Annotated in this window: 23 protein-coding genes; 17 read left to right on the top strand and 6 right to left on the bottom strand. The window is 62.0% G+C overall.

Translation table 11 applies throughout. From position 1 onward, the window contains the following. Positions 1-45 precede the first annotated feature (45 nt). On the bottom strand, positions 46-1962 hold the full coding sequence (locus OGM60_06660) for a fructose-1,6-bisphosphatase (GenBank protein UYI98573.1): 1917 nt from the start codon (positions 1960-1962) through the stop codon (positions 46-48). A gap of 319 nt (positions 1963-2281) precedes the next feature. On the opposite strand from OGM60_06660, the gene OGM60_06655 reads away from it, so the two are divergent. After that, positions 2282-3172 carry a DegV family protein gene (locus OGM60_06655; protein UYI98572.1) on the top strand — a complete coding sequence of 297 codons (891 nt, stop codon included), beginning with the start codon at positions 2282-2284 and terminating at the stop codon, positions 3170-3172. A gap of 82 nt (positions 3173-3254) precedes the next feature. Here OGM60_06655 and OGM60_06650 read toward each other — a convergent pair whose 3' ends face one another. Then, entirely contained in the window at positions 3255-4346 is a 1092-nt protein-coding gene (locus OGM60_06650; protein ID UYI98571.1) for a hypothetical protein, read from the bottom strand. Positions 4347-4537: 191 nt separating this feature from the next. Here OGM60_06650 and OGM60_06645 point away from each other — a divergent pair, with 191 nt between their 5' ends. Next, positions 4538-4708 (top strand): hypothetical protein, encoded by a 171-nt coding sequence (locus tag OGM60_06645; protein UYI98570.1) that lies wholly within the window; start codon positions 4538-4540, stop codon positions 4706-4708. A gap of 24 nt (positions 4709-4732) precedes the next feature. On the opposite strand, the gene OGM60_06640 is transcribed toward OGM60_06645, so the two are convergent. Together OGM60_06640 and OGM60_06635 are read right to left on the bottom strand one after the other, a co-directional pair. Continuing rightward, positions 4733-5836 (bottom strand): RsmB/NOP family class I SAM-dependent RNA methyltransferase, encoded by a 1104-nt coding sequence (locus tag OGM60_06640; GenBank protein UYI98569.1) that lies wholly within the window; start codon positions 5834-5836, stop codon positions 4733-4735. Positions 5837-5876: 40 nt separating this feature from the next. Next, a complete protein-coding gene (locus OGM60_06635; protein UYI98568.1) occupies positions 5877-8027 on the bottom strand; it encodes a class I tRNA ligase family protein in 2151 nt (716 codons plus the stop codon). Between the two features lie 132 nt (positions 8028-8159). On the opposite strand from OGM60_06635, the gene OGM60_06630 reads away from it, so the two are divergent. The 3 genes from OGM60_06630 to queA all read left to right on the top strand — a co-directional run bounded on the left by OGM60_06630 (position 8160) and on the right by queA (position 10594). Next, a complete protein-coding gene (locus tag OGM60_06630; GenBank protein ID UYI98567.1) occupies positions 8160-8726 on the top strand; it encodes a DUF3267 domain-containing protein in 567 nt (188 codons plus the stop codon). A 10-nt stretch (positions 8727-8736) separates the two neighbouring features. Continuing rightward, positions 8737-9312: an epoxyqueuosine reductase QueH gene (locus tag OGM60_06625; protein UYI98566.1), complete on the top strand. Its 576-nt coding sequence runs from the start codon at positions 8737-8739 to the stop codon at positions 9310-9312. A 70-nt stretch (positions 9313-9382) separates the two neighbouring features. Further along, positions 9383-10594, top strand: a complete 1212-nt coding sequence (queA, locus tag OGM60_06620; protein UYJ00170.1) for a tRNA preQ1(34) S-adenosylmethionine ribosyltransferase-isomerase QueA — start codon at positions 9383-9385, stop codon at positions 10592-10594. A gap of 367 nt (positions 10595-10961) precedes the next feature. On the opposite strand, the gene OGM60_06615 is transcribed toward queA, so the two are convergent. Next, a complete protein-coding gene (locus OGM60_06615) occupies positions 10962-12725 on the bottom strand; it encodes a hypothetical protein (GenBank protein ID UYI98565.1) in 1764 nt (587 codons plus the stop codon). 294 nt (positions 12726-13019) lie between these two features. Between OGM60_06615 and OGM60_06610 the strand changes: the two genes are divergently transcribed. From OGM60_06610 to OGM60_06590, 5 genes are all read left to right on the top strand, one after another. After that, positions 13020-13820: an SDR family oxidoreductase gene (locus tag OGM60_06610; protein ID UYI98564.1), complete on the top strand. Its 801-nt coding sequence runs from the start codon at positions 13020-13022 to the stop codon at positions 13818-13820. A gap of 436 nt (positions 13821-14256) precedes the next feature. Further along, the gene (tgt, locus tag OGM60_06605) at positions 14257-15396 is read left to right on the top strand and encodes a tRNA guanosine(34) transglycosylase Tgt (GenBank protein UYI98563.1); all 1140 of its coding nucleotides are present in this window, start codon (positions 14257-14259) and stop codon (positions 15394-15396) included. A gap of 210 nt (positions 15397-15606) precedes the next feature. Next, positions 15607-16365, top strand: a complete 759-nt coding sequence (locus tag OGM60_06600) for a TIGR00730 family Rossman fold protein (GenBank protein UYI98562.1) — start codon at positions 15607-15609, stop codon at positions 16363-16365. A 128-nt stretch (positions 16366-16493) separates the two neighbouring features. Continuing rightward, complete coding sequence (locus OGM60_06595) at positions 16494-16793, top strand: type II toxin-antitoxin system RelB/DinJ family antitoxin (protein UYI98561.1); 300 nt, start codon at positions 16494-16496, stop codon at positions 16791-16793. Between the two features lie 2 nt (positions 16794-16795). Then, positions 16796-17104, top strand: coding sequence for a type II toxin-antitoxin system YafQ family toxin (locus OGM60_06590; GenBank protein ID UYI98560.1), 309 nt, complete (start codon positions 16796-16798; stop codon positions 17102-17104). A gap of 93 nt (positions 17105-17197) precedes the next feature. On the opposite strand, the gene OGM60_06585 is transcribed toward OGM60_06590, so the two are convergent. Continuing rightward, the gene (locus OGM60_06585; protein UYI98559.1) at positions 17198-18058 is read right to left on the bottom strand and encodes a DegV family protein; all 861 of its coding nucleotides are present in this window, start codon (positions 18056-18058) and stop codon (positions 17198-17200) included. A gap of 156 nt (positions 18059-18214) precedes the next feature. Between OGM60_06585 and OGM60_06580 the strand changes: the two genes are divergently transcribed. The 7 genes from OGM60_06580 (at position 18215) to OGM60_06550 (ending at position 26345) form a co-directional block, all read left to right on the top strand. Next, on the top strand, positions 18215-18877 hold the full coding sequence (locus OGM60_06580) for an HAD hydrolase-like protein (protein UYI98558.1): 663 nt from the start codon (positions 18215-18217) through the stop codon (positions 18875-18877). Between the two features lie 54 nt (positions 18878-18931). After that, positions 18932-20368, top strand: a complete 1437-nt coding sequence (locus OGM60_06575) for a M20 family metallopeptidase (protein ID UYI98557.1) — start codon at positions 18932-18934, stop codon at positions 20366-20368. A gap of 293 nt (positions 20369-20661) precedes the next feature. Further along, entirely contained in the window at positions 20662-21600 is a 939-nt protein-coding gene (locus OGM60_06570) for a phosphate ABC transporter substrate-binding protein (GenBank protein ID UYI98556.1), read from the top strand. A 25-nt stretch (positions 21601-21625) separates the two neighbouring features. Further along, positions 21626-22534 (top strand): phosphate ABC transporter permease subunit PstC, encoded by a 909-nt coding sequence (gene pstC, locus OGM60_06565; GenBank protein ID UYI98555.1) that lies wholly within the window; start codon positions 21626-21628, stop codon positions 22532-22534. After that, a complete protein-coding gene (pstA, locus tag OGM60_06560) occupies positions 22527-23453 on the top strand; it encodes a phosphate ABC transporter permease PstA (protein ID UYI98554.1) in 927 nt (308 codons plus the stop codon). The genes pstC and pstA overlap by 8 nt, the downstream gene beginning before the upstream one ends. Further along, positions 23450-24322: a phosphate ABC transporter ATP-binding protein PstB gene (gene pstB / locus OGM60_06555; GenBank protein UYI98553.1), complete on the top strand. Its 873-nt coding sequence runs from the start codon at positions 23450-23452 to the stop codon at positions 24320-24322. The genes pstA and pstB overlap by 4 nt, the downstream gene beginning before the upstream one ends. A gap of 163 nt (positions 24323-24485) precedes the next feature. Further along, positions 24486-26345, top strand: a complete 1860-nt coding sequence (locus OGM60_06550) for an ATP-binding cassette domain-containing protein (GenBank protein ID UYI98552.1) — start codon at positions 24486-24488, stop codon at positions 26343-26345. Positions 26346-26351: the final 6 nt, after the last annotated feature.

Genomic DNA, 26351 nt, shown 5'->3' with positions numbered 1-26351 from the left:
GGGGATGACGAACTCAGCAAGTTTAGCTAATCCCCGCAGGCGGGGCTAGGCGCGCTCCTCGATAGCACCGTTTCTATATGCATCGAGCAGTCGGCGTAGGTCCTGGATCTGGCTGCGGATCTTGGCACCGGTATCGGTGTCGCTCACCATGCGGCGACGGTCGGCCTGGTCAAAACGGTTGGTCTCGCTCTCGATGTCCACGTTGCGCGTGAGTGCCTCGGCAACCGTGGTAAAGGCCCGGTGCGACTTGAGGCGGCAGCCGCGTGAGCTCGAGATAAGCGTGTAGCCGGCGATACCCGTTTTGGGATGATAGGCGCGACAGAAACCGCCATCGATGACCAGCAGCTTGCCCTCGGCGCGGATGGGCTGCTCGCCCTTGGTGGTTTTAACGGGTGTGTGGCCGTTGATGATGTGGCCGGTCGGCGAACATGCCATGGGGGCAACGCCGAACTCGCGCATGACGTCGTCGCAGACCGAGGGCGACTTGGTAAGCGTAAAGTACGGGTCCATCGGCTCGACCCAGGTGCTCTTATCGGCGATATAGGCGCGCTCAAAGGTACGCACCAGGCGTCCGCTGGCGGGTGAGTTAAAGCCGATCCACAGGTACCACATCCAGTCGAGGGCGTCGCGGTCGCCCACGCGCCAGGCGCGGCGGGCGATGCGGTCGCAAAAATCGAGATAATCGCGGCCGGCGTGCCAGGTACCCAGGCAGTTCATACTGCTAAAGGTGCCGTCTTCGTTGAGCGGCACGCAGCCATGGAACAGCAGGTTGCCGTTGGTGACCTTGTACATCGAGCCGTGGGTGTAGAGGAAATCGATATGGCGATGCAGATGATCGGCGGTGACAAACTCGGACACAAGCTTGTCGATGATGTGTTGCTCCTGGGGCGTGAGCGTGTAGGGGTCCGCCGGATCGACGGTGGGAAAATCGTTGGTCGTGAGCGGCCATACACTGCCGTCGGCAAGCGTGACCGTGCCGGCGTCGTGGTCGATCTTGTCGAGCAGCAGGCGGTCGGTCATGTCGAACTCGGGGTGGCGCTGGATAATCTGGCCCTCGAGTTTAAAGAGCAGCACGTTGATGGCCTTGATCAGCGGGGTGATGGACTCACCGGCGGTATAGGTGGCGTCGGCGAAGGCGACGAGCTCGCGCAGCGAGATACCGTAGTCGTCCTCGAGGATCTCGTAGTTGTCGTAGCGCAGGTTGTTGCGCAGCACCGTGGCGATGCAGGCGGGCTCGCCGGCAGCGGCGCCCATCCACAGCAGGTCGTGGTTGCCCCACTGGATGTCGAGCGAATGGTAGGTGAGCAGGCGGTCCATAATCTTGGCAGCGCCGCCGCCACGGTCGAAGATATCGCCCACCAGGTGCAGGTGGTCGACGGCCAGGCGCTTGATGAGCGAGGCGAGCGACTCGATAAAGTCGTCGGCGCTGGCGGTCTCTAGGATGGACTCCACGATGCGCTCGTGATAACGCACACGATAGTTGTTCTCGTCCGGATGCGTGTGCAGCAGCTCGTCGATGATGTAGGCGTAATCGCGCGGGATGGCCTTACGCACCTTGGAGCGCGTATAGCGGCTCGAAAGCGAGCGGGCAACCATGATGAGCTGGTCGAGCATGGTCTTGTACCAGGTGGGGGAGTCCTCGCGCCGGCTGCGGACAAGCTCGATCTTCTCGCGCGGGTAGTAGATGAGCGTGCACAGCTCGCCCTTTTCGTCAAAGGAGAGCGTGTCGCCAAAGATCTCGTCGACATGTTCGCGCACGACACCCGAGCAGTTGTTGAGGATGTGCATAAAGGCTTCGTACTCGCCGTGCACGTCGCTCATAAAATGCTCGGTGCCTTTGGGCAGGTTGAGAATGGCCGAGAGATTGATGATCTCGGTAAACGCGGATTGCTCGGTAGGAAATTGTCTCGACAGCAGGCGCAGATACTTAAAGTCTTGCGGGTTGCGATCGAATGCGACCATGAAACACCTTCCGATGGGGCTGGTAAAACTGATAAACAGCGTCAAACGTTTATCAGTATGCGCCGCTTTTGTTTCGATTTTGCGCCGGCGGCTGAATTGTCGGCTGAACGGTTTGGTAAATCGATTTAGTTGAGGTTGATGTGTCGGTTGGGTGGAGACGAAGGGGGTGATTTTGCCCATATGGGCCCATAGCGGGGATGGGGGTGTTCATGATAAAGATATTCAATGCAAATGGTTCGAATTGGTAAATAGTGGACATATGTACCGCATTTAGGCTCACTGTGCGATAATTTGCGCAACAATGAGTAAGGAGCCTCATATGAGTGATTTTGTCCTGACCTGTGAATCCGCCGCCGACCGAACCCGTGAGTTCTTTGCGTCGCGCAATATCCCTGTCGTGTGTTTTCATTACGAGATCGACGATGTTGTCTATACGGACGATCTGTATCAGTCGATTACGCCGGACAAGTTTTTTGCCCTGATTGCCGCGGGCGCCATGCCCAAGACGTCTCAGGTGAGCGTGGGTGAGTACGAGGAGTTTTGGGAGCCGTTTGTTACCGAGGGTAAAGACGTGCTGCACCTGACGTTGTCGTCGGGTATTTCGGGTACGTATGGTTCGGCTTGCGTTGCGGCACAGATGCTCGCGGATCGCTATCCCGAGGGCGGCAAGGTGCGTGTCATCGATTCACTGGGGGCGTCTTCGGGCTTTGGCCTATTGCTGGAATATGCCGCCGACGTTCGCGATAGCGGCGCTTCGCTCGATGAGACGGCCGCTTGGATTGAGGAGCATAAACTCAACCTGCACCACTGGTTCTTCTCGACCGATCTGTCGAGCTACCTGCGTGGCGGTCGCATTTCGGCCGCGAGCGCGATCATCGGCACGGCGCTTAAGATTTGCCCACTTATGACGGTAGATTGCGAAGGTGGGCTGTCGCCACGTGAGAAGATCCGCACCAAGAAACGCGCGATATCCGAGATGGCCAAGACCATGATGGCACACGTGCAGGATGGTGTGGATTATTCGGGTAAGTGCATCTTGTCCCATTCGGCGTGCCGCGAGGATGCCGAGGCCGTTGCGGCGCTGATTGAGGAACAGGTTCCGCAGCTCAAAGGCAAGATTGAAATCAATAGCATCGGTGCTCTGATCGGTTCGCACACCGGACCTGGTACGGTGGCGCTCTTCTTTATGGGCGACAAGCGCGTGGATTAACTTGGCCCATCACGTCGCTGCATGATTGCTCAAGCGAAAAAGGCCCGTCCCGTTGTTTGCGGGACGGGCCTTGCTGTTGCAGCTAGCGTTTCTTTCCGCGGAAGAAGAAACCGTGCAGCGAGGGCTTGAGTCCGCGGTTGGCGCGACGCTCCTCGATATGATCGTGGATCGAAGCGACGCGTTCGATGACTTCGTCGGGAATCGGCACGTCGGGATTCATGTTCTCGACCTGGCTGACCTCGGCGGCGGCGACCTGGTCGATAATGGGCACATCGTCGCGCGAGATGACGGGCGTGGCGTCTTCTTTCATCTTGCGGTAGCGCTGCATCATGTCGGTCTGCAGCTGCTGGGCCGAAGGCGGCGTCCAGATGATGGCGTTGGCGCCGGCGGCGATGGTCTCACGGATGCTCTCGGGCGTCTTGCCGCCCGGTGCGATGAGCGGCAAGTTGGGATAGTGCTCGCGCAGTTCACGCAGGACCTGGGGCGTGTTCTTGCCGGCCGCGATGTTGAGGATCTTGGCTCCGGCGCGCACTTTGGCATGCGCATCATCGTCGCAGCGAACGACCGTGGCGATGACGGGGATATCGGCGATGTTGGTGATGTGCTCGACCATCTCGGCGGTAGCGGGGGAGTTGACCACGCAGCCCGCCGCGCCCTGCATCTCGGAGACGGCTGCCATCTGTACGGAGCGCTTGCCGGTCGTAGTTCCGCCGCCCACGCCTACAAAGACCGGGCACTCGGCGACGGTCAACAGCGCCTGCGTAATGGCGGGCTGCGGCGTGAAGGGGTAGACGGCAAACACGGCGTCGGCATTGGAGTTGCGGATGACCGCCACGTCGGTGGTGTAGATGAGCGATTTGATGCGGCGGCCAAAGAGCGTAAAGCCGCTGGCCTCCTCGATCTCATCGGGCATACGGAGGGCTGCCTTGCGCAGACGCCCGTCGATGGGCAGCGGCTCCATGGGCAAAAGGCCGTTGGGAGTTACGGCCACCTGGGGCTCAGTAAATTCGTCTGCAAGCTTAACCTCGGAGAAGTCGACCGAGGCGACGATGTCCTCGTGAACCTCGGCGGGAACATCGATGGGGGCTTGGTCGTTAGTCGCGGCAGGCGTCTCGAAGGAGCTGGTGCCGACAAAGGCGTCGACGCGCTCGTTCAAATCGTTGAGAGTATCCATGGGGGCTCGATTCTATGCGATGGTGGCTGGCAGGGTGCCGACAGCGTTGTACTTGCTAAATCGTTTGACGAGTTGATTTTTCCCCGCCGCGCCATCCGTTAGACCGAAGGACCGGCGAACGTGAAGGAGCTGTGGTGGCGGGTATTGAGGTGCTATCTTGAATGTCGCGTTTAAAAGAGAGGTGACGCGGTATGGAATTCACAGCAATGTTGGGCTCGATTGGCCTGTGTGTGGGCGCAATCGTTGCCGCCGCGATCATCTACTTGGTGGTCACGGCCATTAAGGGCAAAAGAGCCGAGCGCAAGGAACGCGAGGCGCTTAAGCAGCACCGTGACCAGCAGGACAAGCGCGCACAGAGATAGTTTGTTGAGTTTTGAATCCGTGCGCTAGCTGCGTTTTCGGATCAGGGCGATGTAGAAGCCCTCAAAGTCGCGGCTGGGCGGAATGGTCAGCGTGCCGGGCATTCCGTTGGCGACGGACGAGACGTGGCCGGCGGCGATGGCCTCGGTGAGGGCGTTGCACTCGACGCGCGGCTCTTCGCCAGCTTCCTGAGCACGGCGCGTTTCACTTTCGCTCGGCGTGCCGTCGAGGGGGATAAGCTCGCAGTCCATGTGCTTGTCGAGGGCCTCTTGCAGGGCGTCCTCGTTTTCCTGCGGCAAGATCGAACAAGTCGAATAGACGAGCGTGCCGCCCGGTTTGAGGGCTCCCATGGCGCGGTCCAGAAGTGCTCGCTGCGAGCGGGCGCACTTGCCGAGCAACTGCTCGGTGAGGCCGCGCAGACTCTTCTCGTTGCCGCTGATGACGGTGCCCGTGCCGGTGCAGGGAGCGTCGAGCAGGATGCGGTCAAAGCGGAAGAACTCGTCGAGCTCGCGTGCGTCGATGCGCATGACGGGCACGTTTTTTGCGCCTTGGCGGTGGAGGTTGGCTTCGAGCTTCTCGGCGCGGGGATTGCTCATCTCGCAGGCCGTGAGGTGTGCCTGGCCCTGGGTGAGGGCGGCGATCTGCGTCGTCTTGCCACCGGGGGCCGCGCACATGTCCAGGATGTCCTCGCCGGCTTGAGCGCCCAGGACCAACGGTGGCATCATGGACGACAGGCTCTGCAAGTAGATCTTGCCGTCGCGGTAGATGTCGAGGTCCCACAGGTCGGAAACCTGGGCCTCGGGCAGGATGAAGGCGTCCGGATACCAGGTAACGGTTTGGTGCGCGATGCCGGCCTCGTCGAGTGCGGCGGCGATGTCTTCGGCAGTCGCCTTGAGCGTGTTGGCGCGCAGCGTGACCGGGCGTGTGGCCGCAGCGCCAAAGCCTTCGATCATGAGCTCGGCATCGGAGGGGGCATAAGCACCGGCGACCGTGTCGACCATAAAGCGCGGCAGGTCGGCGGCGGAGTGTTGGGCGGCAAGCTGGTCGGAAAGCTCGGTAGCAGCAAACTGCCTAAGCTTGAGCTCGGCCTTGACCTGCTTTTTCTGCTTACGACGACGCGGCTTGGACATCCGTCTTTCCTTCCCATTCCATTACATGTCGAGTGTTGTTTTAGTACTGGCTCTCGTGCTTGCTGAAGAAGTCGAAGCGCGGGGGCAGCGGCTTCACGCGGTGCTCACCGGGCTTCTCGCCCAGGCTCTCCACGAACTCGTCCGTGGAGGCAAAGATGTTGTCCCAGCTAAAGAAGGCGACCGGATCGACGTCGAAGTACTCGCAGATGAGCTCGCAGCCGGCCGGGACGATGCCGTGCATGAGCACGGTCGCTACGCGCAGCTCGGTAAAGGCGTCGACGAGGGCCTGCGTCATGGCGGCGTTGGCTGGCTCGCCCTCGAGCTTGTTGGCGGCCTTGGAGGCGTCGCTCCAGCGCTTGTTGGCGGCGCGCAGGTAGTCGTCGCACACGGCGAGCGCTCGGTGCGTCTCGAACTTGTACATGGCCTGCTCAAACGCGAGGGCGGCCTGCTCGGCGGCCTCCACCACGGTGGCCGAGGCGGCGCCGGCGGGGATGCAACCGTTGCGATAGGGGCTCTCGTCGCCCTCCTTGACGGCGACGCCGTAGAAGCAGCTGCGGGCCAGGCGGTTGAAGACGCCGGTCAAAAGGGCGCTTTCCTTAAGGGCCGGATCGATGACGCGCTTGTCGTCGCAGGCGTGCACCTCGTTGCCGTCCTTGTCCTTGCCGGTCACGCGGGTGTCGTATGCCTTGGGGCTAAAGCTCACCGGCTTCTCGGACAGGCCGAGCGACAGCCAGTGCGCGCGCATCTGCTCGCAGGTGTAGTGGTTGAGCAGGTCGTCTGCCGGCGGGGGAGGCGTCTGCGAGGACGAGCTTGCCTTTTTGCCCATGTAGAGCAGGTGGTAGCAGGCGCTGACGGTGCTCTGCGTGAGGTTCCAACCCAGGGCCTCCCACATGGCGGTCTGCGCGATGCAATAGAAGTAGATGTTGTCCTGGCCAATGAACTGGTAGATTTGTGCGTCATCCGAGCACCACCAGTCGCGCCAGTCGAGCGAGCTGTGCTGGTAGGTGGGCGCGGGGACCTGCGTGGAATCGGCGGCGGGCTCGCCCATGAGGGCGGCATCCTGGGCGGCGACGCCCTCGGTCACGCCGGCGGCCTTGGCATCGCGTGCGAGCACGGTGCGCGTATAGCTGATGGGAGCCCACAGGCTCTCGGGCCAGCACCAGCAGGTGACGTCGGAGACGCCATCGACCTCGGGCACCGGAACGCCCCAGTCGATGTTGCCGGTGATGCGGAAGGGTACGAGCGCCTTGCCGCTGCGGAAGCGCACGCCGCCGTTGGCGAGCACCGCGTGGGCATCGTCGCGCTCCTTCCAGCTGGGGAAGGTGACGGTAAAGCTGCTCTTGTTGCCCTCGGGCTCCAGCACGGTGTGCTCGGGAAGCTGATCCTCGACGGCATCGAAGGCCTCGCGGAACTTGTTCTGGATGTAGAGCTGGGCCGGCAGCAGCCACTCCTCCATGGTCTTGGAGACCACGGAGCGAACCTGCGGGTTCTGGGCGAGCTTGGCGGTATAGGTCTTCATAAAGTCGAGGTAGGCCGGCAGGTCAAAGTAGAGGTTGTCGACCGGGCGCAGCTCGGGCACCTCGCCGGTGAGCTGGCTCTTGGGCGCGATGAGCTCCTCGGGCTCAAACTGGTGACCCAGGTCGCACTCGTCGGCGTAGGCTTTCTCGGACTTGCAGCCCTGGATGGGGCAGCGGCCGATCACCTGACGGCCGTTGAGGAACGTGCCGGCCTTGGCATCGTAGAACTGCAGCGTGGAGCGCTTGGAGATGGTGCCCTGCTCGTGCAGACGCTCGATAATCTCGGTGGTCACCTCGTTGTGAATCTGCGCAGCCGGCTCAAGGCCCGAGCCGCCGTAGATGTCACAGCTGATGTTGTAGTTGTTGAGGGTCGCGGCCTGGCGGGAGTGATTGGACTCGACATACTCGCTAATGGACTTGTCGTAGCCCTCGTTCTCCTTGAGCTTGCGGTAGCTCTCCATGATGGGCGAGCCATAGCAGTCGGTGCCCGAGGTGAAGATGACGTTCTCGCGGCCCAGGCGGTCGCGCAGGAAGCGGGCGAAGAAGTCGGCAGGGACAAAGACGCCGCCAACGTGGCCAAAGTGAAGGCCCTTGTTGCCGTAGGGCTCGCCGGCGGTAACGATGGCGCGGCGAGGCCAGCTGGGACGGTCGTTCATGGAGTATTTGGATGCCATGGGACTCCTTCGCATATGGTGAGGGCGCGGCCGGGCGCGGGGCTCGGCGGCGCGGTGGTCAATTCGTGCATATCGTTCGACATTATCGCACATGCGGGCGGGTGCGTGGCAGGGGCGCTATCCTAAGATGCTATGAATGAGATTTCCAACATACATGCGTTTGAGGACGAGGATTTTCTGCACGCCTGCTTTGTGTGGGGGATGGCCGTGCTTGGCGCATTTGCCGTGTGTCTGGTGCCGGTGTTTATGCTGCTGGGCGGGCCTGCGGACTTGGATGCGGCTGACGCGGGCGGCTGGATGGCCGTCTTGGGATGGATAGTCGGCTTGGCTGCGATCTCAATGGCGTCGTTCGCCGTGCACGAGCTGGTGCACGGTGTGTTTTTTAAGCTGCTGGCGCCTGCGGGCGCGCAGGTGACCTTTGGGGCGAATCGCGAGACGGCGATGATCTATGCCTGCGCCGAGGGCGTTGTGTATTCGCGCCGGCGGTACATGGTGGTTTGCCTGGCGCCGACGGTTGTTGTGACGTCGGCGTTTGCCCTGGGGTTTGCGTTTTCGGGCTATCCGCTGCTGTGCTACCTGGCGACCGGCTTGCATTTATCGGGTTGCGTGGGCGATTGGTATTACGTGCGGACCATTTTGCGCGACCGCCGCATTGTCGCCTGCGAGGACACGTCCTTCGGCGTGCGCTTTTTCGGGTGAGGAGATGTCGATGAAGCCGTTGTTGTTGCACGCCTGCTGTGCGCCGTGCTCTCTTGAGCCGGTCCGCCTGCTGCGCGAGGAAGGGTTTGAGCCCACAATCTGCTGGACCAACCCCAATATTCAGCCGCACGATGAATGGCAGCGGCGTTTGGACGAGCTGCGCCGGTGGTGTGCCGATGGCGACATCGAGCTTATCGAGGCGGGGGAGGACCGGGAGCGCTGGGAGGCCGGCGTGGCCCCGCTGGGCGCCGATCGACCCCGTCGCTGTCGCGCGTGCTATGCCCTGCGCTTGGCCGAGGCATGTCGTGTGGCCCAGGAACGCGGGTTTGAGTCTGTGGGTACGACGCTCGCCGTCTCGCCGTATCAGTTGTTCGAAACCTGCAATGATGTGTTGGAGCGTCTGGCTGCCGCCCGCGGTCTCACTCCGGTGATTCGCGATTTTCGTCCGTATTACCCCGAGGCGACACGTCGTTCGCGCGAGCTGGGTATGTATCGGCAGAATTACTGCGGCTGCCGATTCTCGGCCGTCGAGGCGGCCATGGACCGCGCCCGCATCCGCGACGAGCGCAAAGCCGCCAAAAAGTAGTTCATTTGGGACGTCAGCCTGCTAGGATGTAGAGCGGACTTTAGCTATATAAGGAGTATCCGACGTGTCTATGCGTACCGATGATTTTGACTACAACCTTCCCGAGGAACTGATTGCCCAAGCTCCTGCCGAGCCGCGCGACTCCTGCCGCCTTCTGGTGGTGGATCGCAAGGGCTCCCAGGCGGGAACGCCGCTGGAGCACGGCGGTACCGTTGAGCACCGCATCTTCCGCGACATCATCGACTATATCGAGCCGGGCGACGTGCTCGTCATCAACCAGACGCGCGTGATGCCGGCTCGCCTGATCGGTCGCAAAGCCGGCTCGGGCGGCGTGGTCGAGACGCTGCTGCTCAAGCGCCGCGAGGACGTGGATCCGCTGGGCCATGTTTGGGAGTGCTTGGTCAAGCCGGGCAAGCGCCTGAAGCCCGGTGCTCATATTGAGTATCGCGCCGGTGGCGCCCATGCGCCCGAGGGGGCTCCCGTGGTGCTGACGGCCGAGGTCGTCGACTTTGTCACCGATAGCCGCGGCGGCCGTCTGGTGCGTTTTGAGCCGGCCGGTTGCAATGCCGCCGGCGACCCGCGCACGCTCGACGAGGCCATCCACGCTGCCGGCCACGTGCCGCTGCCGCCCTACATTACCGATTACGAGGGCGATCCCGAGAAGTACCAGACCGTCTACGCCATGAAGGAGGAGCACTCGGCTGCCGCTCCTACGGCGGGTCTGCACTTCACGCCCGAGCTCATGGCCGCTATCGAGGCCAAGGGTGCGAAGTTTGCCGCCGTCGAGCTCGAGGTGGGTATCGATACCTTCCGTCTGGTGGAGGAGGACGACCCCACGCAGCACGTGATGCACACCGAGCGCTACCACGTGTCGCAGGAGGTTGTCGATGCCGTGCACAAGGCCAAGGCCGAGGGTCATCGTGTGATCGCCGTCGGCACCACCGCGGTGCGCTCGCTCGAGAGCGCGTTTGACGCGGACGCGCCGGTGTCCGATCCGGCTGTGACGGCGCGCTATTTTGAGGGCCGCGAGGACGGGGCCGACACGCTCGGCCGCGGCGACATCGTGGTGCGCGAGAACGCGACAACGCAGCTCTACCTCATGCCCGGCTCGACCTATCACGTGGTCGACGCGCTGATCACGAACTTCCACGTGCCGCGCTCCACGCTCATGATGCTCGTGAGCGCGCTTGCCACCCGCGACCAGATCATGGATGCCTACGCCGCCGCCATCGAGGAGCGCTACCGCTTCTTCAGCTTTGGCGACGCGATGCTGATTTTGTAAGTTACGCGGTTCTACGAACCGCGTAACTGGTCGACGCTGCAAACGCCCCTAAGCGGCAATCTGACGTTCAATCGTCGGGCATGACCAGAAGGTCAATGCCCTCCTCTTTCACGTCACCTTGCTCGCTTAGGGGCGTTTTCGCTGACTTCGCCAAAACATTGGCGTTGCCGTTGTTGGCACTTGGGGACGTTCCTTATGTGCCGGCACCTGGGGACACTCCTTATGTCCAAGAGATTGGTGCAAGAGGGGTAGGTTGCCTTGCGTCGATCTAAATAAGTTGCGGTGAGATAGTTCTTGAATTGGCCTTTTTGGGGCTAAACAGGAACTATCTCACCGCAACTGCGTTGAGCGTTTTTTGGCAGCTGGTTTACTTGCTCGCGAACAGCCAGATCAGGATGATCGCCAGGATTGCGGCGACGATGCAGACGATGGCGCCGGTGAATTTGATGCGTGAGTCGCGGGTACGCTCGCGCACCGCGTCCTCGGTGGCTTCGAGCTGGGTAACCTCTCGCTCGGTCTCGGCGTGTTCGGCTTTGTCTCGGGCCAAGGATCCTGCAAGCGACTCAGTAATCTCTGGGTGGTCGTGTACTTCGTTCGCCTGTTCGATGATCGACTGCGCATGTGCGGCATCTGCTTGGGCGTTGGCGATGCTCTGCTCTTGGTCGCGGCGTGCCTTGTCCTCGGCGGCGATCTTCTCGCGCAGTTCGCGCTGGCGCGTTGCAGCGGCGGTTTTCGCCGTCTGCAGCTCGTCGCGCGCGGCATCGGCCTCAGCCGTCACGGCTTGATGCGCGCGTTTGGCTTCGGCAATGGGGGCTTGAGCCTGCTCGACGGCCTGCTCGGCTGCGGCAAGCGAGTGCTCAAGGTCGGCGGTGATGCGCGGGACATCTTCTTCGGCTTTACGCAGGGCATCTGCCGTGTCGGAGATCTGCATCGAGAGTTCGCTGGTGCGCACCGTATAGTTGGCGGGATTTGCCGAGGGATTGCGTTGCAGCTCGGCATACTCATGACGCAGCGTCTCGAGCTGGGCGCGCGTGGCGTCGACGGTTTGTTGTGCGGCGGCAATGCCGGCGTCTCGCTCGGCCTGCACCTTGTCGCGGATGCGCTTGGAATCCTCAAGACGTCGAACGAGGCGGTTGCCGGTCTCGCGCGAGCTCGCCTCGCGGGCCTCCACGGCATCGAGCGCGGCCTTCAAGCGGAGCTCAGTCGCGTCATCCTCTGTCTTCATTTGTTCGAACTGACCCTTGAGCTCTGTCGCTTTGGCGGCGTGGGCATCACGGTCAATCTCGGCTGCCGCAGCGGTCTTTTGCGCTGTGGCGATCGCCTGACGCTGGTCGGCGACGATCTGGTCGTAGCGGCCTGCGATATCCTGGCGCGTCTCGAGTTCCTCGGCCTGATCGGCAATGCGCTGCTCAAGTTCGGCCAGGTGGGTGCGGGCATCGGCAAGTGCCTTTTTCGCGGCGTTCATCTCGCGCATGGCCGAGGCACCCTGGGCGATAAAGGTGCCCACGGCGTTCGCAGTGTTCGAGACGGCGGTACCCAGATCGCGGCTCGCGGCGGGGGAGTGCGGGGCGGTCGGGCGAGCGGTGTCGGCGGCGTCCGCATCGGCAGCCTGCGGCGCGGCGATATTGCCGGTACCGCCCTCGACCACAGAAAAGCCTGCTGCGTGCGGATCGACCGCATCGGCGCCAATCGTGGGGTGCTCGAGCTGCAGAAACGAGGGCATGGTGCTGCCCTGGTCGGCAACCGGAGTCTCTCCGGGCACAAAGGTCGAGGCCGCCTCGGCGGCCTCCTCTTCCTCGGCATCAATATCGGCATCGGCGACGGCGTCTTTCATCGCTTTGACAGCATCCATCATGGAGTCCATGACGGCATCGAGCTCTTCTTCCGAAGACACCTCGATGGGGCCCGCTGCTTGCGGGGCGTCGTCCTGTACAGGGGCGTCGTCCTGAGCGGGCGCATCGTCGTTTTGCTCATCGGCGTTTTCTGTTTCGGGGGTTTCCGCCGTAGCGCTTTCGTCCAAGATGGGGTCGTCGATGTCGATACCATCGCAGGTCACAGCGTCAGTATCTGCGGTGACGTCTGCGGAATCATCAATATGCTGTTGAGTCTGGGGGTCCAGCTCGTCTGTCATAGGCATGTGCTCCTCATCGTTGTTTGTCACCCTATGATAAAGTCTCGCGCCGACATCCCGCGCGCCGCAGCAAAGTTTCAAAACGTGTTCGATGGCTCGATCTGATAACAATAACTCGGTCGCTATATCCAGTTTGTACTTGACAATCCCTTCGCCGAACGACGTGGTGCCGTTCGCCTACCGTGGTCTTTTATTTTCGCTTGAACACGCTAAAGTTGCATCTCAGCTTTTGGCGCGTTTATTTGGATGCGCGCAGTCGGCGGGTTCGCCCGTCGCGATTTGAAAGGACTTTGTATGGGACTTTTCACTGGTAAGACCGTGATCGTCACCGGCGGCGGCAAGGCCACGCTCAAGGACGGTTCCGCCGGCTCCATCGGCTACGGCATCGATATCGCTTTTGCCAAGGAGGGCGCGAACCTCGTCATCACCGGCCGCAACGTCGCCAAGCTCGAGGCTGCCAAGGAGTCTCTCGAGGCTGAGTACGGCGTCAAGGTTCTGCCTGTTCAGGCCGATGTCTCCGCCAGCCAGGACAACGAGGCCGTCGTGCAGAACGTTATCGACAAGGCGATTGAGGAGTTCGGTCGCATCGACGCCGTCGTCAACAACGCTCAGGCCAGCGCCTCGGGCGTGACCATTGCCGATCACACCATGGATCAGTTTAACCTGGCCATTTACTCCGGTCTGTATGCTACCTACCTGTACATGCAGAAGGCCTATCCGCACCTGAAAGAGACCAAGGGCTCCGTGGTCAACTTTGCTTCGGGCGCCGGCCTGTTTGGCAACTACGGCCAGTGCAGCTATGCTGCCGCCAAGGAGGGCATCCGCGGCCTGACTCGCGTTGCCGCCAACGAGTGGGGCAAGGACGGCATCAACGTCAATATCGTTTGCCCGCTTGCTTGGACCACTGCGCTCGAGAACTTCCAGGATGCCTATCCCGAGGCGTTCAAGGCCAACGTCCACATGCCGCCGGCGGGCCACTACGGCGACGTCGAGAAGGAGATCGGCCGCGTCGTCGTTCAGCTCTGCGGTCCCGACTTTAAGTATATGAACGGCGAGACCGTCACCCTCGAGGGTGGCATGGGCCAGCGTCCTTAGGGGTTCCGCCGTTCTACCGAACGGCGGACCGGCCGACGCTGCGCGGGCCGCATTTGGACAATCTGCCGTTCAATTTCAAGGGCGCGACCAGAAGGTCAGCGCCCTTTCATTTCACGGCACCTTGTCTCAAATGCGACCCGCTCGCTGACGTTGCCAAAATATCGGCGTTGCCGTGGCTGGTAAATAGCTCCACTCATCGGGGACGTACTTAAATGAGTGCCCGCAGAATGAAAGTGGATAATCTCCCGTTTTTGGGCTGTGCTTTGGGCAAAAGTGGGAGATTATCCACGCTCATCCGGTAAGCGTCCAAAAATCCACGCTCATTTGCCGTGTCCCTGCCGTATCCTCCTCGCGCCAGTTTCTGTCGAGTCGGTGCTTCTTGCGGGTTGCCCGTATAATGGTTTGCGTATGAACCGCAACCAAGGAGTTCCAGTTTATGGACCAGAGCCTCTTTAAATTCGACCTGATCGCCGAGGATCCGACGACGCATGCGCGTGCCGGCGTGCTGCACACCCCGCACGGCGACATCGAGACGCCGATCTTTATGCCCGTGGGCACCAAGGCAAACGTCAAGGGCATTCCCACCGAGACTGTCAAGCAGCTCGGCGCCCAGATCGTGCTCGCCAATACCTACCATCTGTCCATGCGTCCCGGCGAGGACACCATCGCCGAGCTGGGCGGACTGCACAAGTTCATGAACTGGCACGGCCCCATCCTCACCGATTCGGGCGGCTTCCAGGTGTTCAGCCACAACGACGCCGTCAAGCTTACCGACGAGGGTGTGCGTTTTATCGTCAACGACTACGACGGCCGCCACGTGTTCTGGACGCCCGAGGACAACATGGAAATCGCCATGAAGCTCGGCTCCGACATCTGCATGCAGCTCGACCAGTGCCCGGGCTATCCCGCCACGCGTGCCTACGTCGAGCGCGCGGTGGAGCTGTCGAGCATGTGGGCCGAGCGCTGCTATAAGGCTCACACCCGCGATGACCAGGCGCTCTTTGGCATCGTCCAGGGCGGCATGCATCTGGACCTGCGCCTGCGCTCGCTGCGCCATCTAGAGGAGTGCGGCGACTTCCCCGGTTACGGCATCGGCGGCTACTCGGTGGGCGAGGACCACGAGACCATGTTCGAGACGCTGGCGCCGCTCGCGAGTGAGTACATGCCCAAGCACAAGCCGCGCTACCTGATGGGTGTCGGCAACCCGACTACGCTCGTGCGTGGTGTGGGCGTGGGTATCGACATGTTCGACTGCGTGTTGCCGACGCGCACCGGCCGCATGGGCACGGCGTTCTCGAGCGAGGGTCGCCTCAACTTCCGTAACGCCCGCTTTGCGCACGACGACGGCCCCATCGATCCAACCTGCACCTGCCCGGTGTGCACGGGCGGCTACAGCCGTGCACTCATTCGCCACATGGTCACGCAGAAGGAGATGCTCGGCGGCATCCTGCTTTCGATGCACAACATCTACTACCTGCTCAATCTTATGAAGCAGGCGCGTCAGGCCATTATCGAGGGCCGCTACGGTGCGTTCGTGAACGACTGGATGAACAGCCCTGCGGCGGTGGATTACTAAGAGCGGCGCGGGCGCTTGCAGAGCGCGGGCAACGGCAAGGGGCGAGCGCCGGCCGGTCATCACGTTCGCTAACACCGTCTGCGCGACCGCTGACCGATAGCTTGCAAGCGCTTGATGCATCGTGGGTACCATACCGAATGGTTGATGTTCGGGCGGGTGTTTGACGCATGGCGTCGACCCCGCCCGTTTCTCTTTTCGATAGGAGTGCCCATGATGAAGAATGATAACGTCGAGGGCGAGCCGGCCTACGACGAGACGTACCGCCGCGGCCCTGTGGTCATGCGCGGCCCCATGATTCCTAAGGACAATACGTACGCCAACTTGCTGGCGCCCGAAGAATCGACTGATTGGCTGCACGCCGACCCCTGGCGCGTGCTGCGCATTCAGGCCGAATTTGTCGATGGCTTTGGCGCGCTTGCCGAGCTTGGACCCGCGGTGACCATCTTTGGCAGCGCCCGCACGCCCAAGGCCGATCCGCTTTACAAGGCGGCGCGCACCGTCGGGCGCAAGATCGCCCAGCGAGGCGTGGCGGTCATCACCGGTGGCGGCCCCGGCATCATGGAGGCGGCCAATAGGGGAGCGGCGAGCGTCAACGGCAAATCGGTCGGTCTGGGTATCGAGCTGCCGCACGAGCACGGGCTCAACAAATACGTGAACCTCGGTATGGACTTCCGTTACTTCTTTGTGCGCAAGACTATGTTCGTCAAATACAGCTCGGGCGCCATCGTGTTCCCCGGCGGCTTTGGCACGCTCGACGAGATGTTCGAGGTCCTCACGCTGGTGCAGACGCACAAGGTCAAGCGCATGCCGCTCGTGCTGGTGGGCAGCGAGTACTGGCAGGGCCTGCTCGACTGGCTCAACGGCCCGGTGATGGATGCCGGCATGATCAGCCCGCTCGATCCGGAGCTGGTGCACATCACCGATGACCTCAACGAGGCCGTCGACATCGCTCTGAGCGGGTTGATATAGGGCGAGCGTTCCTGGCGTTGCGGCAATGTGGGTTAAAGTAATGTGAACGGCAATCTGATGCTATCTAACATCAGGATGCCATCCAAATTGGGTATACTGATGCAAAAGACGAGGCGAGGAGGTCGCGTATGTCTACTGCAACGGTTAAGCCTACGACGGTTCGCATCGAAGAGGGACTCAAAGAGCAGGCGACAGAGTTCTTGGATTCGGTTGGCCTGAGTCTCAATTCGTATCTCAACCTTGCTGTTCGGCAGCTTGTAAATCAGCGGAAGATTCCGTTTGAGATTGTGGGCCGGTCCGAAGTTCCCAACGAGGCAACGAGACGTGCCATGGTGATCGCCGAGGCTCGTGAGTTGGGGATTCTGCCAGACGACAGCCCGTCGTTCGACAGCGTGGATAATCTGATGTCGTTCCTCGATGAGGACTAGCGATGTTTGAGATTAAGGTCGAGGCTCAGTTTAAGGCGGATTACAAGCGGACGATGCGCATCCATCCGCAGCTAAAAACCGAGTTTAAGGCGGCAGTCGCAGAGCCTGCGGCTCACGGATCGCTTCCCGCGGAATATGGTGCCCACGAGCTTTCAAACCCGGGCGGCAACTACAACGGCCACATCGATTTCCATCTATCCGATGGCTTGGTCGATGTGGTCGTTCTCTACTTGTCGCATAAGACTAATCCGGTGATTCGACTGGTCAGGATGGGCTCGCACGAGGAGCTGTTCCAAGGTCCGCTGGGCTGATTGCCGATTTCTAAGTTGCGGTGGAATAGGGATTGATTTGCGTCTGATAAGCCAAAAACAGTCCCTATTTCACCGCAACTGATAAAGGTGCCCCTAGTGGATGGGCTGATAGCGGGGGCAGTAGCTGATGGCGATGGCATCGACGCCTACGTGGGTGGCGATGGTGCAGCCGATGGGGCCGGTGCCGGCGTCTACGTAGTCCCGGCCTGCGAGCGCCTGGTTAACAAGTTCCTGCTCCTCGGCGGCGCCGGTCGTGAGCACGCGCACGCTTGAGCCCGGATGCTCCGCCAAAAATGCGAGGCAGTCAGCCATGGTGTTCGCAACGATGCGCTTGGCGCCGCGGCCCTTTTTGATGGCTTTGATCTCGCCCGATTTCCACTCCGGCGAAACGGCCAGGCGAATGTTGAGCATCTGCGTGAGCTGGCCGGCGAGCTTGGGGGCGCGGCCGTTTTTGACTAGGTTCTCGCGCGTGCGGGGAATCAGCAGCAGGTGGGCGTCGGGCAGGGTCGCTCGGATCTGCGCCTCGGTCTCGTCCAGACTGCGGCCGTCCTCGCGCATGGCGAGCGCATACTCCACGAGCAGGCCCTCGGCACCCGAACCGGTGCGCGAATCGATGCAACGCACGTCGAGCTCGTGGGTGTCGGCCACCTGGCACGCGTTGGCGTAGCAGGCGGACCACTCGCTGCACAGCGAGATAAAGATGGCGCTGTCGTGGCCGTCGGCGAGCACACGGTCAAAGAGTGCCTTGAACTCGCCGGCGCTCGGCTGCGAGGTGTGCGGCAGCTGCTCGGAGCCGGCCATGCGGGCGACGTATTCCTCGGCGGTGATCTGCACCTGGTCGAGCAGGTCCTCGCCCTCGATAATCACATGCAGTGGAATCACGTAAATGCCGAGCTCTTGGGCACGGGCGGGGGAGATGTCCGACGTGGAGTCGGTTATGATGGCAAAAGACATAATTGCACCTTTCGTTGGGACGCCTGCGCGTCGCCTTCAGAGAGCAAAGTGCGTCAAGTATAGTGGAGTTGCTCTACATTGCTAGGTTCAATTGTTGAATAGTCAACAGTTTGAAGCGGTGGTGTGGAAATCATCAACTGGGGAAGAGGGGTGCCGATGGCGGCATTGCAACTTTGCGAGCGGCCGGTTGTGCTGTTCGATTTTGACGGCACGGTGGCCGATACGGGTCGGGCAGTGATGACCTCGACGCGCAAGACGCTGGCTGCGCGCGGGTTTTCGGAGGCGCAGATGGGTGACTTGCGCCGCATGATCGGGCCTCCGCTGTGGAAGAGCTTTCACGACTTTTATGGCTTTTCCCGCGAGGAGTCGCTTGTGGTGGCCGATGAGTACCGCGCCTTTTTTGATGAGCTGGGACCGGAGGAATATCCCGTGTTCGACGGGGTCCCCGAACTGCTCGATGGGATGGCGGCCCAGGGTCATCGCATGGCGGTGGCGACGTCGCGCATGGAGGCGAAGTGCATCGATATGGTGCATGAGCTGGGGCTTTGCCAGTTCAAAGCCGTGGTCGGCATGAATCCGCCGCAGGGGCGCGAGACCAAGGCAGATTCGGTCCGCGATGCGCTGGCGGCGCTCGGTGCGACGGCCGACGAGGCCGTGATGATCGGCGACCGCTTTAACGATGTGGAGGGCGCGCACGCGATGGGTGTGCCGTGTATCGGCATCTATTCGGGCGCGGCGGCGCCGGGGGAGCACGAGGCCGCGGGTGCCGATGCGGTGGTGCACTCGGTGGCCGAGCTTGCTAAACTTTTCGCTATATAAGTATGTGATGTGAGGGGCGGGCACGCTCGCCCCTCATTGGTAAGGAGGTCGTCCATGAATCAGGTGGAGCAGAGCGTCGCCGAGTATGTCGACGAGGTCTGGGAAGATGTCGTCGCCGATATCGAGCAGCTGGTGAGCTATCCGTCCGTGGCAGTTTCTGCCGATGCGGAGCCCGGCGCGCCGTTTGGCCGCCCGGTCCGTGATGCGCTCGATTGCGCGCTCGGCATTGCGCAAAAGCTCGGCTACCAGACGAGCGACGACGAGGGCTATGTGGGCATTGCCGATATCCCTGGCCGCGGCGACAAGCAACTCGCGACCATCTGCCATGTGGACGTGGTGCCCGCCGGTCCCGGTTGGAATACCGATCCGTTTGCGATGGAGCGCCGCGAGGGCTGGCTGCTCGGTCGCGGCGTGATCGACGACAAGGGTCCGGCTGTGCTGTCGCTCTACGCTGGCGCTTATCTGCTCAAACACGGCATTGTGCCGCGCTATACCTTCCGCGCGCTGCTGGGCTGCGATGAGGAAGTGGGCATGTCCGACGTTCACCATTATCTGGAGAACCACGCAGACCCCGACTTTCTGTTTACGCCCGATGCCGAGTTCCCGGTCTGCAATGCCGAGAAGGGCCAGTTTGGGGCGACGTTCGTGAGCCCCAAGATCGACGGCGGGCGCATCGTGTCGTGGAGCGGCTCCGAGGCGAGCAATGCCATTCCGTCGCAGTCCATCTGCGAGCTTGCAATTGCCGCCGATGAGCTGCCGGCGCCCGTTGAGAACGTCGACCGCCTGGAGATCACGGCGCTTGATAACGGGCATGCGCAGATTTTCGCCCACGGTGTTGGCGGCCACGCTTCGATGCCTGAGGGCACCATCAACGCCGTCGGCCTGATCGTGTCGTATCTGCGCGAGGCCGAGGACGCGTTTGGTGCACGCGATGAGCGCCTGCTGACGCCTGCCGAGCACGAGTTCGTCAAGTTCCTGGCCTTTGTGCATGCGGATGCCTATGGCCGCGGCCTGGGTATCGATGCGACGAGTCCGGCGTTTGGCCCGCTTACCTGCAACGCTGGCGTCATTCGCGTGGCGGATGGCCATATTGAGCAGGTCATCGACGTGCGCTTCCCCGACAGCACGAGTGCCGATACCATCCGCGAGCAGCTCGACCCGCTCGTGGGGCGCTTTGGCGTGACGTGTCGTGTGGGTCGTGCAAAGGTGCCGTTCTCGGTCTCTGCCGACGATCCGGCCGTGAAGGCGCTTATCGATACCTATAACGAGTTCACGGGCAAGCATGCCGAGCCCTTTGCCATGGGCGGCGGCACGTATGCGCGCAACTTTGCCCGCGCCGTCTCGTTTGGCCCAGAGGAGACCGGCCTGGAGCTGCCCGCATGGGGCGGCCAGATGCACGGCCCCAACGAGTGCGCCAACGAGGAGCAGCTCAAGCAAGCACTCAAGATCTATATCGTGGCAATCCTTCGTCTAAACGAACTGGAGCTTTAAGGTTACGCGGTTTCCTAATCTAAGTTGCGGTGGAATAGTTCCTAGAATGGGCCATTTGATGGCCAAACAGGAATTATTTCACCGCAACTTCGTTTTTATTGGTGTAAAAGGCGGGTCATGCTTGGTGGTGAATTTGTTATTCGTTTGTAAAGCCGAGCCGCGCTTGCGGTAAGGGTCTATCAGATGCCCGTAAGAAACCGCAGTTGGCGCGAGCGCTGCCCGATCGAGACCGTATCTTTCCAAACAGCAAAGCGGGCAGGGTGCCCGCGAGTCGCTTGTATGAAAGGAAGATCATGCTCGATCAGGCTTATTCTCGTCGTCAGTTCCTCGGCCTCGCTGGTGGTCTTGCCAGCATCGTCGGTCTCGGCCTCGTTGGCTGCGGTGGCTCCAACGCCGCCAACACCGCTGCTGAGGGTAGCGCCGCTGCCGCCGAGTCCGTCTCGGGCGAGGTGACCTACGACGGCGCTTCCTCGTTCCAGGCTCTCGTCGAGGCTGCTGCCGAGAAGTTCATGGATGCCAACCCGGACGTCTCCGTCTCTGGCTCGGGTAACGGTTCGGGCAAGGGCCTGACCGCTGTCGCCGCCGGCACAGTCACCATCGGTAACTCCGATGTCTTCGCCGAGACCAAGCTCGAGGCCGACCAGGTCAAGAACCTCGTCGACCACGAGGTCGCCGTCGTGGGCATGGGCCCCGTCGTCTCCAAGAACGTCAAGGTCGACGACCTGTCTCTCGAGCAGCTCAAGGGTATCTTCTCCGGCCAGATCACCAACTGGAAGGAGGTCGGCGGCGACGACGCCAAGATCGTCGTTCTCAACCGCAAGGCCGGCTCCGGCACCCGCGCCACCTTCGAGGCCGCCGTCTTTGGCGACGAGGCCGTCGACTTTAAGGGCGACGCCGAGCTCGACAAGTCCGGCGATGTCCAGACTCAGATGGGCAGCACCGACAACGCCATCTCCTACCTCGACTTCTCGCACTTCGATGACTCCAAGTTCAACGCCATCATGGTCGAGGGGGTCGAGCCCAAGAGCACAAACGTCACCGACGACTCCTTCAAGATCTGGGCGACCGAGCACATGTACTGTGCTAAGGACGCCGACGAAGCCACCAAGGCCTTCCTGGAGTTCATGCTTTCTGACGACGTCCAGGGCAAGCTCGTCGAGGAGCAGGGCTTTATTCCCGTTTCTGCCATGAAGGTCGTCAAGGACGCCAGTGGCAAGGTCTCCGCTAAATAAGTAATCGCCCCCGGAAAGGTTTGCAATGGCAAAACAGCTGCCAAAGCGCGAGCTTGAGAACGTGGGCCTGGGCGTCACGGGTGCGTGCGTAGCGCTCGTGACGCTTGTCGTTGCCGCGCTCATCTTTATGGTCGCCCAAAAGGGCCTCTCGGCTTTTTTCAAGGACGGCGTCTCGATCGTCGAGTTTTTTACCGGTACCAAGTGGGACCTGGCCAACACGGCCGAAAACGGCCTGCCCTACACTGGCGCCCTGCCCCTGATCGTCACCTCGTTTGCGGTCATGGTGCTCTCCACGCTCATCGCACTGCCCATCGCCATCGGCTCTGCCATCTTTGCGGTCGAGATTCAGCCTAAGTTTGGATCCAAGGTTTTTCAGCCGCTCATTGAGCTTTTGACCGGTATTCCCTCGGTCGTCTTTGGCCTGATCGGCTTTCACGTGGTCGTCGGCCTTATGAAGAGCGTTTTCCACGTGAGCACGGGTCTGGGTATCTTGCCCGGCGCTATCGTGCTGGCAGTCATGATTCTGCCGACGATGACCACGCTTTCGGTCGATGGCCTGCGCGCTGTGCCCGACAGCTACCGTCAGGGCTCGCTCGCGCTGGGCTACACCCGCTGGCAGACCATCTGGCACGTGGTGCTCAAGTCCGCCATGCCGTCGCTCATGACCGCGGTCATCCTTGGCATGACCCGCGCCTTTGGCGAAACGCTCGCCGTGCGCATGGTTATCGGCGGCATCGAGGCCATGCCGACGTCGCTGCTGTCGCCTGCCTCGACCATTACCACCACGCTCACCACGTCCATGGCGGTCTATGCCGAGGGCTCGGCCCAGGACGACGTTCTGTGGGCGCTCGGTCTGCTGCTGATGGGCATGAGCCTCATCTTTATCCTGATCATCCACCTTATCGGCCGCAAGGGGGCGAAGGCTCGTGGCTAGCACGCGCATCCACATCGACGAGGCGAGACTCGGGCGTGTCCAAAAGCAGGACCGCATCGCCACGGGCGTGCTGACGGCGATTGTCGCCATCGTCATGCTTATCGTCGTCTCCATGGTGGCCTACATCCTGTTCGAGGGTATCTCGACGCTGTTCCAGCCAGGCTTTCTCACGCAGCCCGCACGCGCCAACGGAACGCAGGGCGGCGTGCTCTACCAGCTGTTCGACTCGTTCTATCTGCTGCTGATCACCCTGATCATCTCGGTGCCCATCAGCCTGGGCGGCGCGGTCTTTTTGGTTGAGTACGCGCCCGATGGGCCTATTCGCGACATCGCCTCGACCGCCATCGAGACGCTGTCCTCGCTGCCCTCCATCGTCGTAGGCATGTTCGGCTTTCTGGTGTTCTCAGTGCAGCTGGGCTGGAAGTACTCCATCATCTCCGGCGCCGTCGCGCTCACCATGTTCAACATCCCCATCCTGGTGCGCGTGATTCAGCAGGCGCTCGAGGACGTGCCGCAGGCCCAGCGCGATGCGTGCCTGGCCATGGGCCTCACTCGCTGGGAGGCCACACTGCACATCCTGATTCCCGAGGCCATGCCCGCCATCGTGACCGGCATCGTGCTTTCGGCCGGCCGCGTGTTTGGCGAGGCCGCGGCGCTGCTCTTTACCTCGGGCATGAGCTCGCCGGTTCGCCTGAACTTCTTGAGCTTTAACCTGTCGAGCCCCACCTGCGCCTGGAACGTGTTCCGTCCCGGCGAGTCGCTGGCCGTGCACATCTACAAGATCTATGGCGAGGGCAGCCCCGAGGCCCAGCAGATCGTCTGGGGCACCGCGGCACTGCTGATGATTTGCGTGCTGCTGTTTAACGTAGTCGCCCGTATCGTGGGCAAGCAACTGGCAAGGAAGATGACGGCCGAATGAGCGATATGAATGCAACGCCCGCAACCGAGGCGGCCACGTCCGACACCCAGGACTTTCTGTCGAGCGTGGGGGAGAGCGAGAGGCGCGTGCGCGTGAGCGGCAAGGCCGTGAGCGACGAGGTCGTGCTCTCCACCAAGGACGTCAACGTGTACTATGGCGACCGCCATGCGCTGCACAATACGTCGCTCGACTTCCATAAGGGCGAGATCACGGCGCTCATCGGGCCTTCGGGCTGCGGTAAGTCGACCTTCTTACGCAGCCTCAACCTGATGAATCGCGAGATTCGCGGCTGCCGCGTGGAGGGCGAGATCAACTACCGCGGGCGCAACGTGAACACCAAGACCGAGAACACCTACGAGTTGCGTCGCTCCATTGGCATGGTATTCCAACAGCCCAACCCTTTCCGCAAGTCCATTCGCGACAACATTACGTTTGCGCCCAGGCGTCACGGCATTACCGACCGCGACGAGCTTGATCGTATGGTCGAGGAAAGTCTGCGTGGTGCGGCGCTGTGGGACGAGGTCAAGGACAAGCTCGACAAGAGTGCCTACGCGCTTTCGGGCGGCCAGCAGCAGCGTTTGTGCATTGCACGCACGCTGGCGCTCAACCCCGACGTGATTCTGTTCGACGAGCCCTGCTCGGCGCTCGACCCCATCTCGACGCTGGCGATCGAGGACCTCATGTCATTGATCGTTGCCGACCGCGCCATCGTCATCGTGACGCACAACATGGAGCAGGCGTCGCGTGTGTCCAACCGCACGGCGTTCTTCTACATGGGCGATATGGTCGAGTACGACGAGACTGACGAGATTTTCCAACGGCCCAAGGATAAGCGGCTGAATGATTACCTCACCGGCATGTTCTCCTAGTCCGGGACATGCTTGAGGCCCGCGGCGGCCACGGTTGCCGCGGGACTGATTGGAGAGGCGGGTCATCTCTTGCGTGAGATGGCCCGCCTTTTTGTGTCGTGTGCGGCCCGCCTTTTCGCTGCTATCATGGACAACGTTGAATTTCTACGAAGGAGCAGGGCATATGGCGATTCTTTTGGGATGCGATTCCGTCAGCCTAGAGTTTCCCACCAAGCATATTTTCGATAGCGTGACGCTCGGCGTGGGCGAGGGCGACCGCATTGGTATCGTCGGCAAAAACGGCGATGGAAAGTCGACGCTGCTGAGCGTACTCGCCGGCACGTTGGAGCCCGACGACGGCCGCGTGACGCATCGCCGCGACACGACGATCGGATTGCTCGGCCAAAAGGACAACCTGGTCGATACCGACACCGTGCATCATGCCGTCGTCGGTGACACGCCCGAGTACGAGTGGGCCTCGAGCCCGCGTACGCGCCAGATTCTGGCCGGTCTTATTAGCGATGTGCCCTGGGAGGGCACGGTGGGCGAGCTTTCGGGCGGTCAGCGCCGTCGCGTGGACCTCGCGCGCCTGCTGATTGGCGACTACGACGTGCTTATGCTCGACGAGCCCACCAACCACCTGGACATGCGCACCATCAACTGGCTCGCGCGCCACTTAAATGCCCGCTGGCAGCGCGGTCAGGGCGCCATGCTCGTGGTCACGCACGACCGCTGGTTCTTGGACGAGGTCTGCACCAGCATGTGGGAGGTCCACGACGGACAGGTCGACCCCTTCGAGGGCGGCTACTCGGCCTACATCCTGCAGCGCGTGGAGCGCGACCGCATGGCCGCCGTTACCGAGGAACGCCGTCGCAACATGGCGCGCAAGGAGCTCGCGTGGCTGAGCCGCGGCGCCCAGGCGCGCTCCACCAAGCCCAAGTTTCGCGTGGATGCCGCTCGCGAGCTCATCGCCGACGTGCCGCCCGTGCGCGACGAGCTGGAGCTCAAGCGCCTGGCGGTGAGCCGCCTGGGCAAGCAGGTTATCGACGTGGTCGACGTGGACGCCGGCTATGCGGATACCGATGGCGCGCCCAAGCAGGTGCTCTCGGACGTGACTTGGCTTATCGGCGCGGGCGACCGCTATGGTCTTTTGGGCGAGAACGGCGCCGGCAAGTCGACCTTGCTCGACGTGATCCAGGGCAAGATCGCGCCCCTGCGCGGTCGCGTGAAGATTGGCCAGACGGTGCGCTTTGGCGTGCTGTCGCAGCAGCTCGAGGAGCTCGAGCCCTACATGGGCGATACGATCCGCGAGGTGCTCGGCAACTATAAGAAGTACTACGTCATCGACGGCAAGGAGACTTCGCCCGAGAAGCTCTGCGAGCGCCTGGGCTTTACGACCCAGCAGCTCTGGAGCCGCATCGGCGATCTTTCGGGCGGCCAGCGCCGTCGCCTGTCGCTGTTGCTGACGATCCTGGACGAGCCCAACGTGCTTATCCTGGACGAGCCCGGTAACGACCTGGATACCGACATGCTCGCGATTGTCGAGGATCTGCTCGACGGCTGGCCCGGCACGCTGATCCTGGTGACGCACGACCGCTTCTTGATGGAGCGCGTGACCGACCAGCAGTGGGCGCTGCTTGACGGCCATCTGACGCATATGCCCGGCGGCGTCGACCAGTACCTGCGCCTGTGCAACGCCACCGCCGAGGGCGAGCCCGTGGGTGCGCCGAGCGCCAAGACCGGCACGTTTGACACCGGTGCCGCGGCAACTGCGGCCGAAAAGCCCAAGTCGAGCGGCCAGCCCAATGGTCTTTCCAACGCCGAGCGCCAGAAGCTCCGCCGCGAGGTGAGCTCGCTTGAGCGCAAAATGGAGACGCAGCGCGCTCGCGTGGAGGAGGCCGAGGCCGCGATGGCCCAGGTCGACCCCACCAACTACACGGCGCTGGGCGAGCAGCAGACAAAGATTGACGAGGCTCACGCCGCCATGGACGAGCTGGAGATGGCGTGGCTCGAGGCGAGCGAGAAGCTCGAGGGCGAGGAGTAGGCAAGG

The organism is Coriobacteriaceae bacterium (assembly GCA_025757745.1).
In the GTDB taxonomy this organism is placed as follows: Bacteria; Actinomycetota; Coriobacteriia; order Coriobacteriales; family Coriobacteriaceae; genus Collinsella.
The sequence above is the reverse complement of the archived record's forward strand: the minus strand, read 5'-3'. Positions and strand labels throughout refer to the sequence as shown.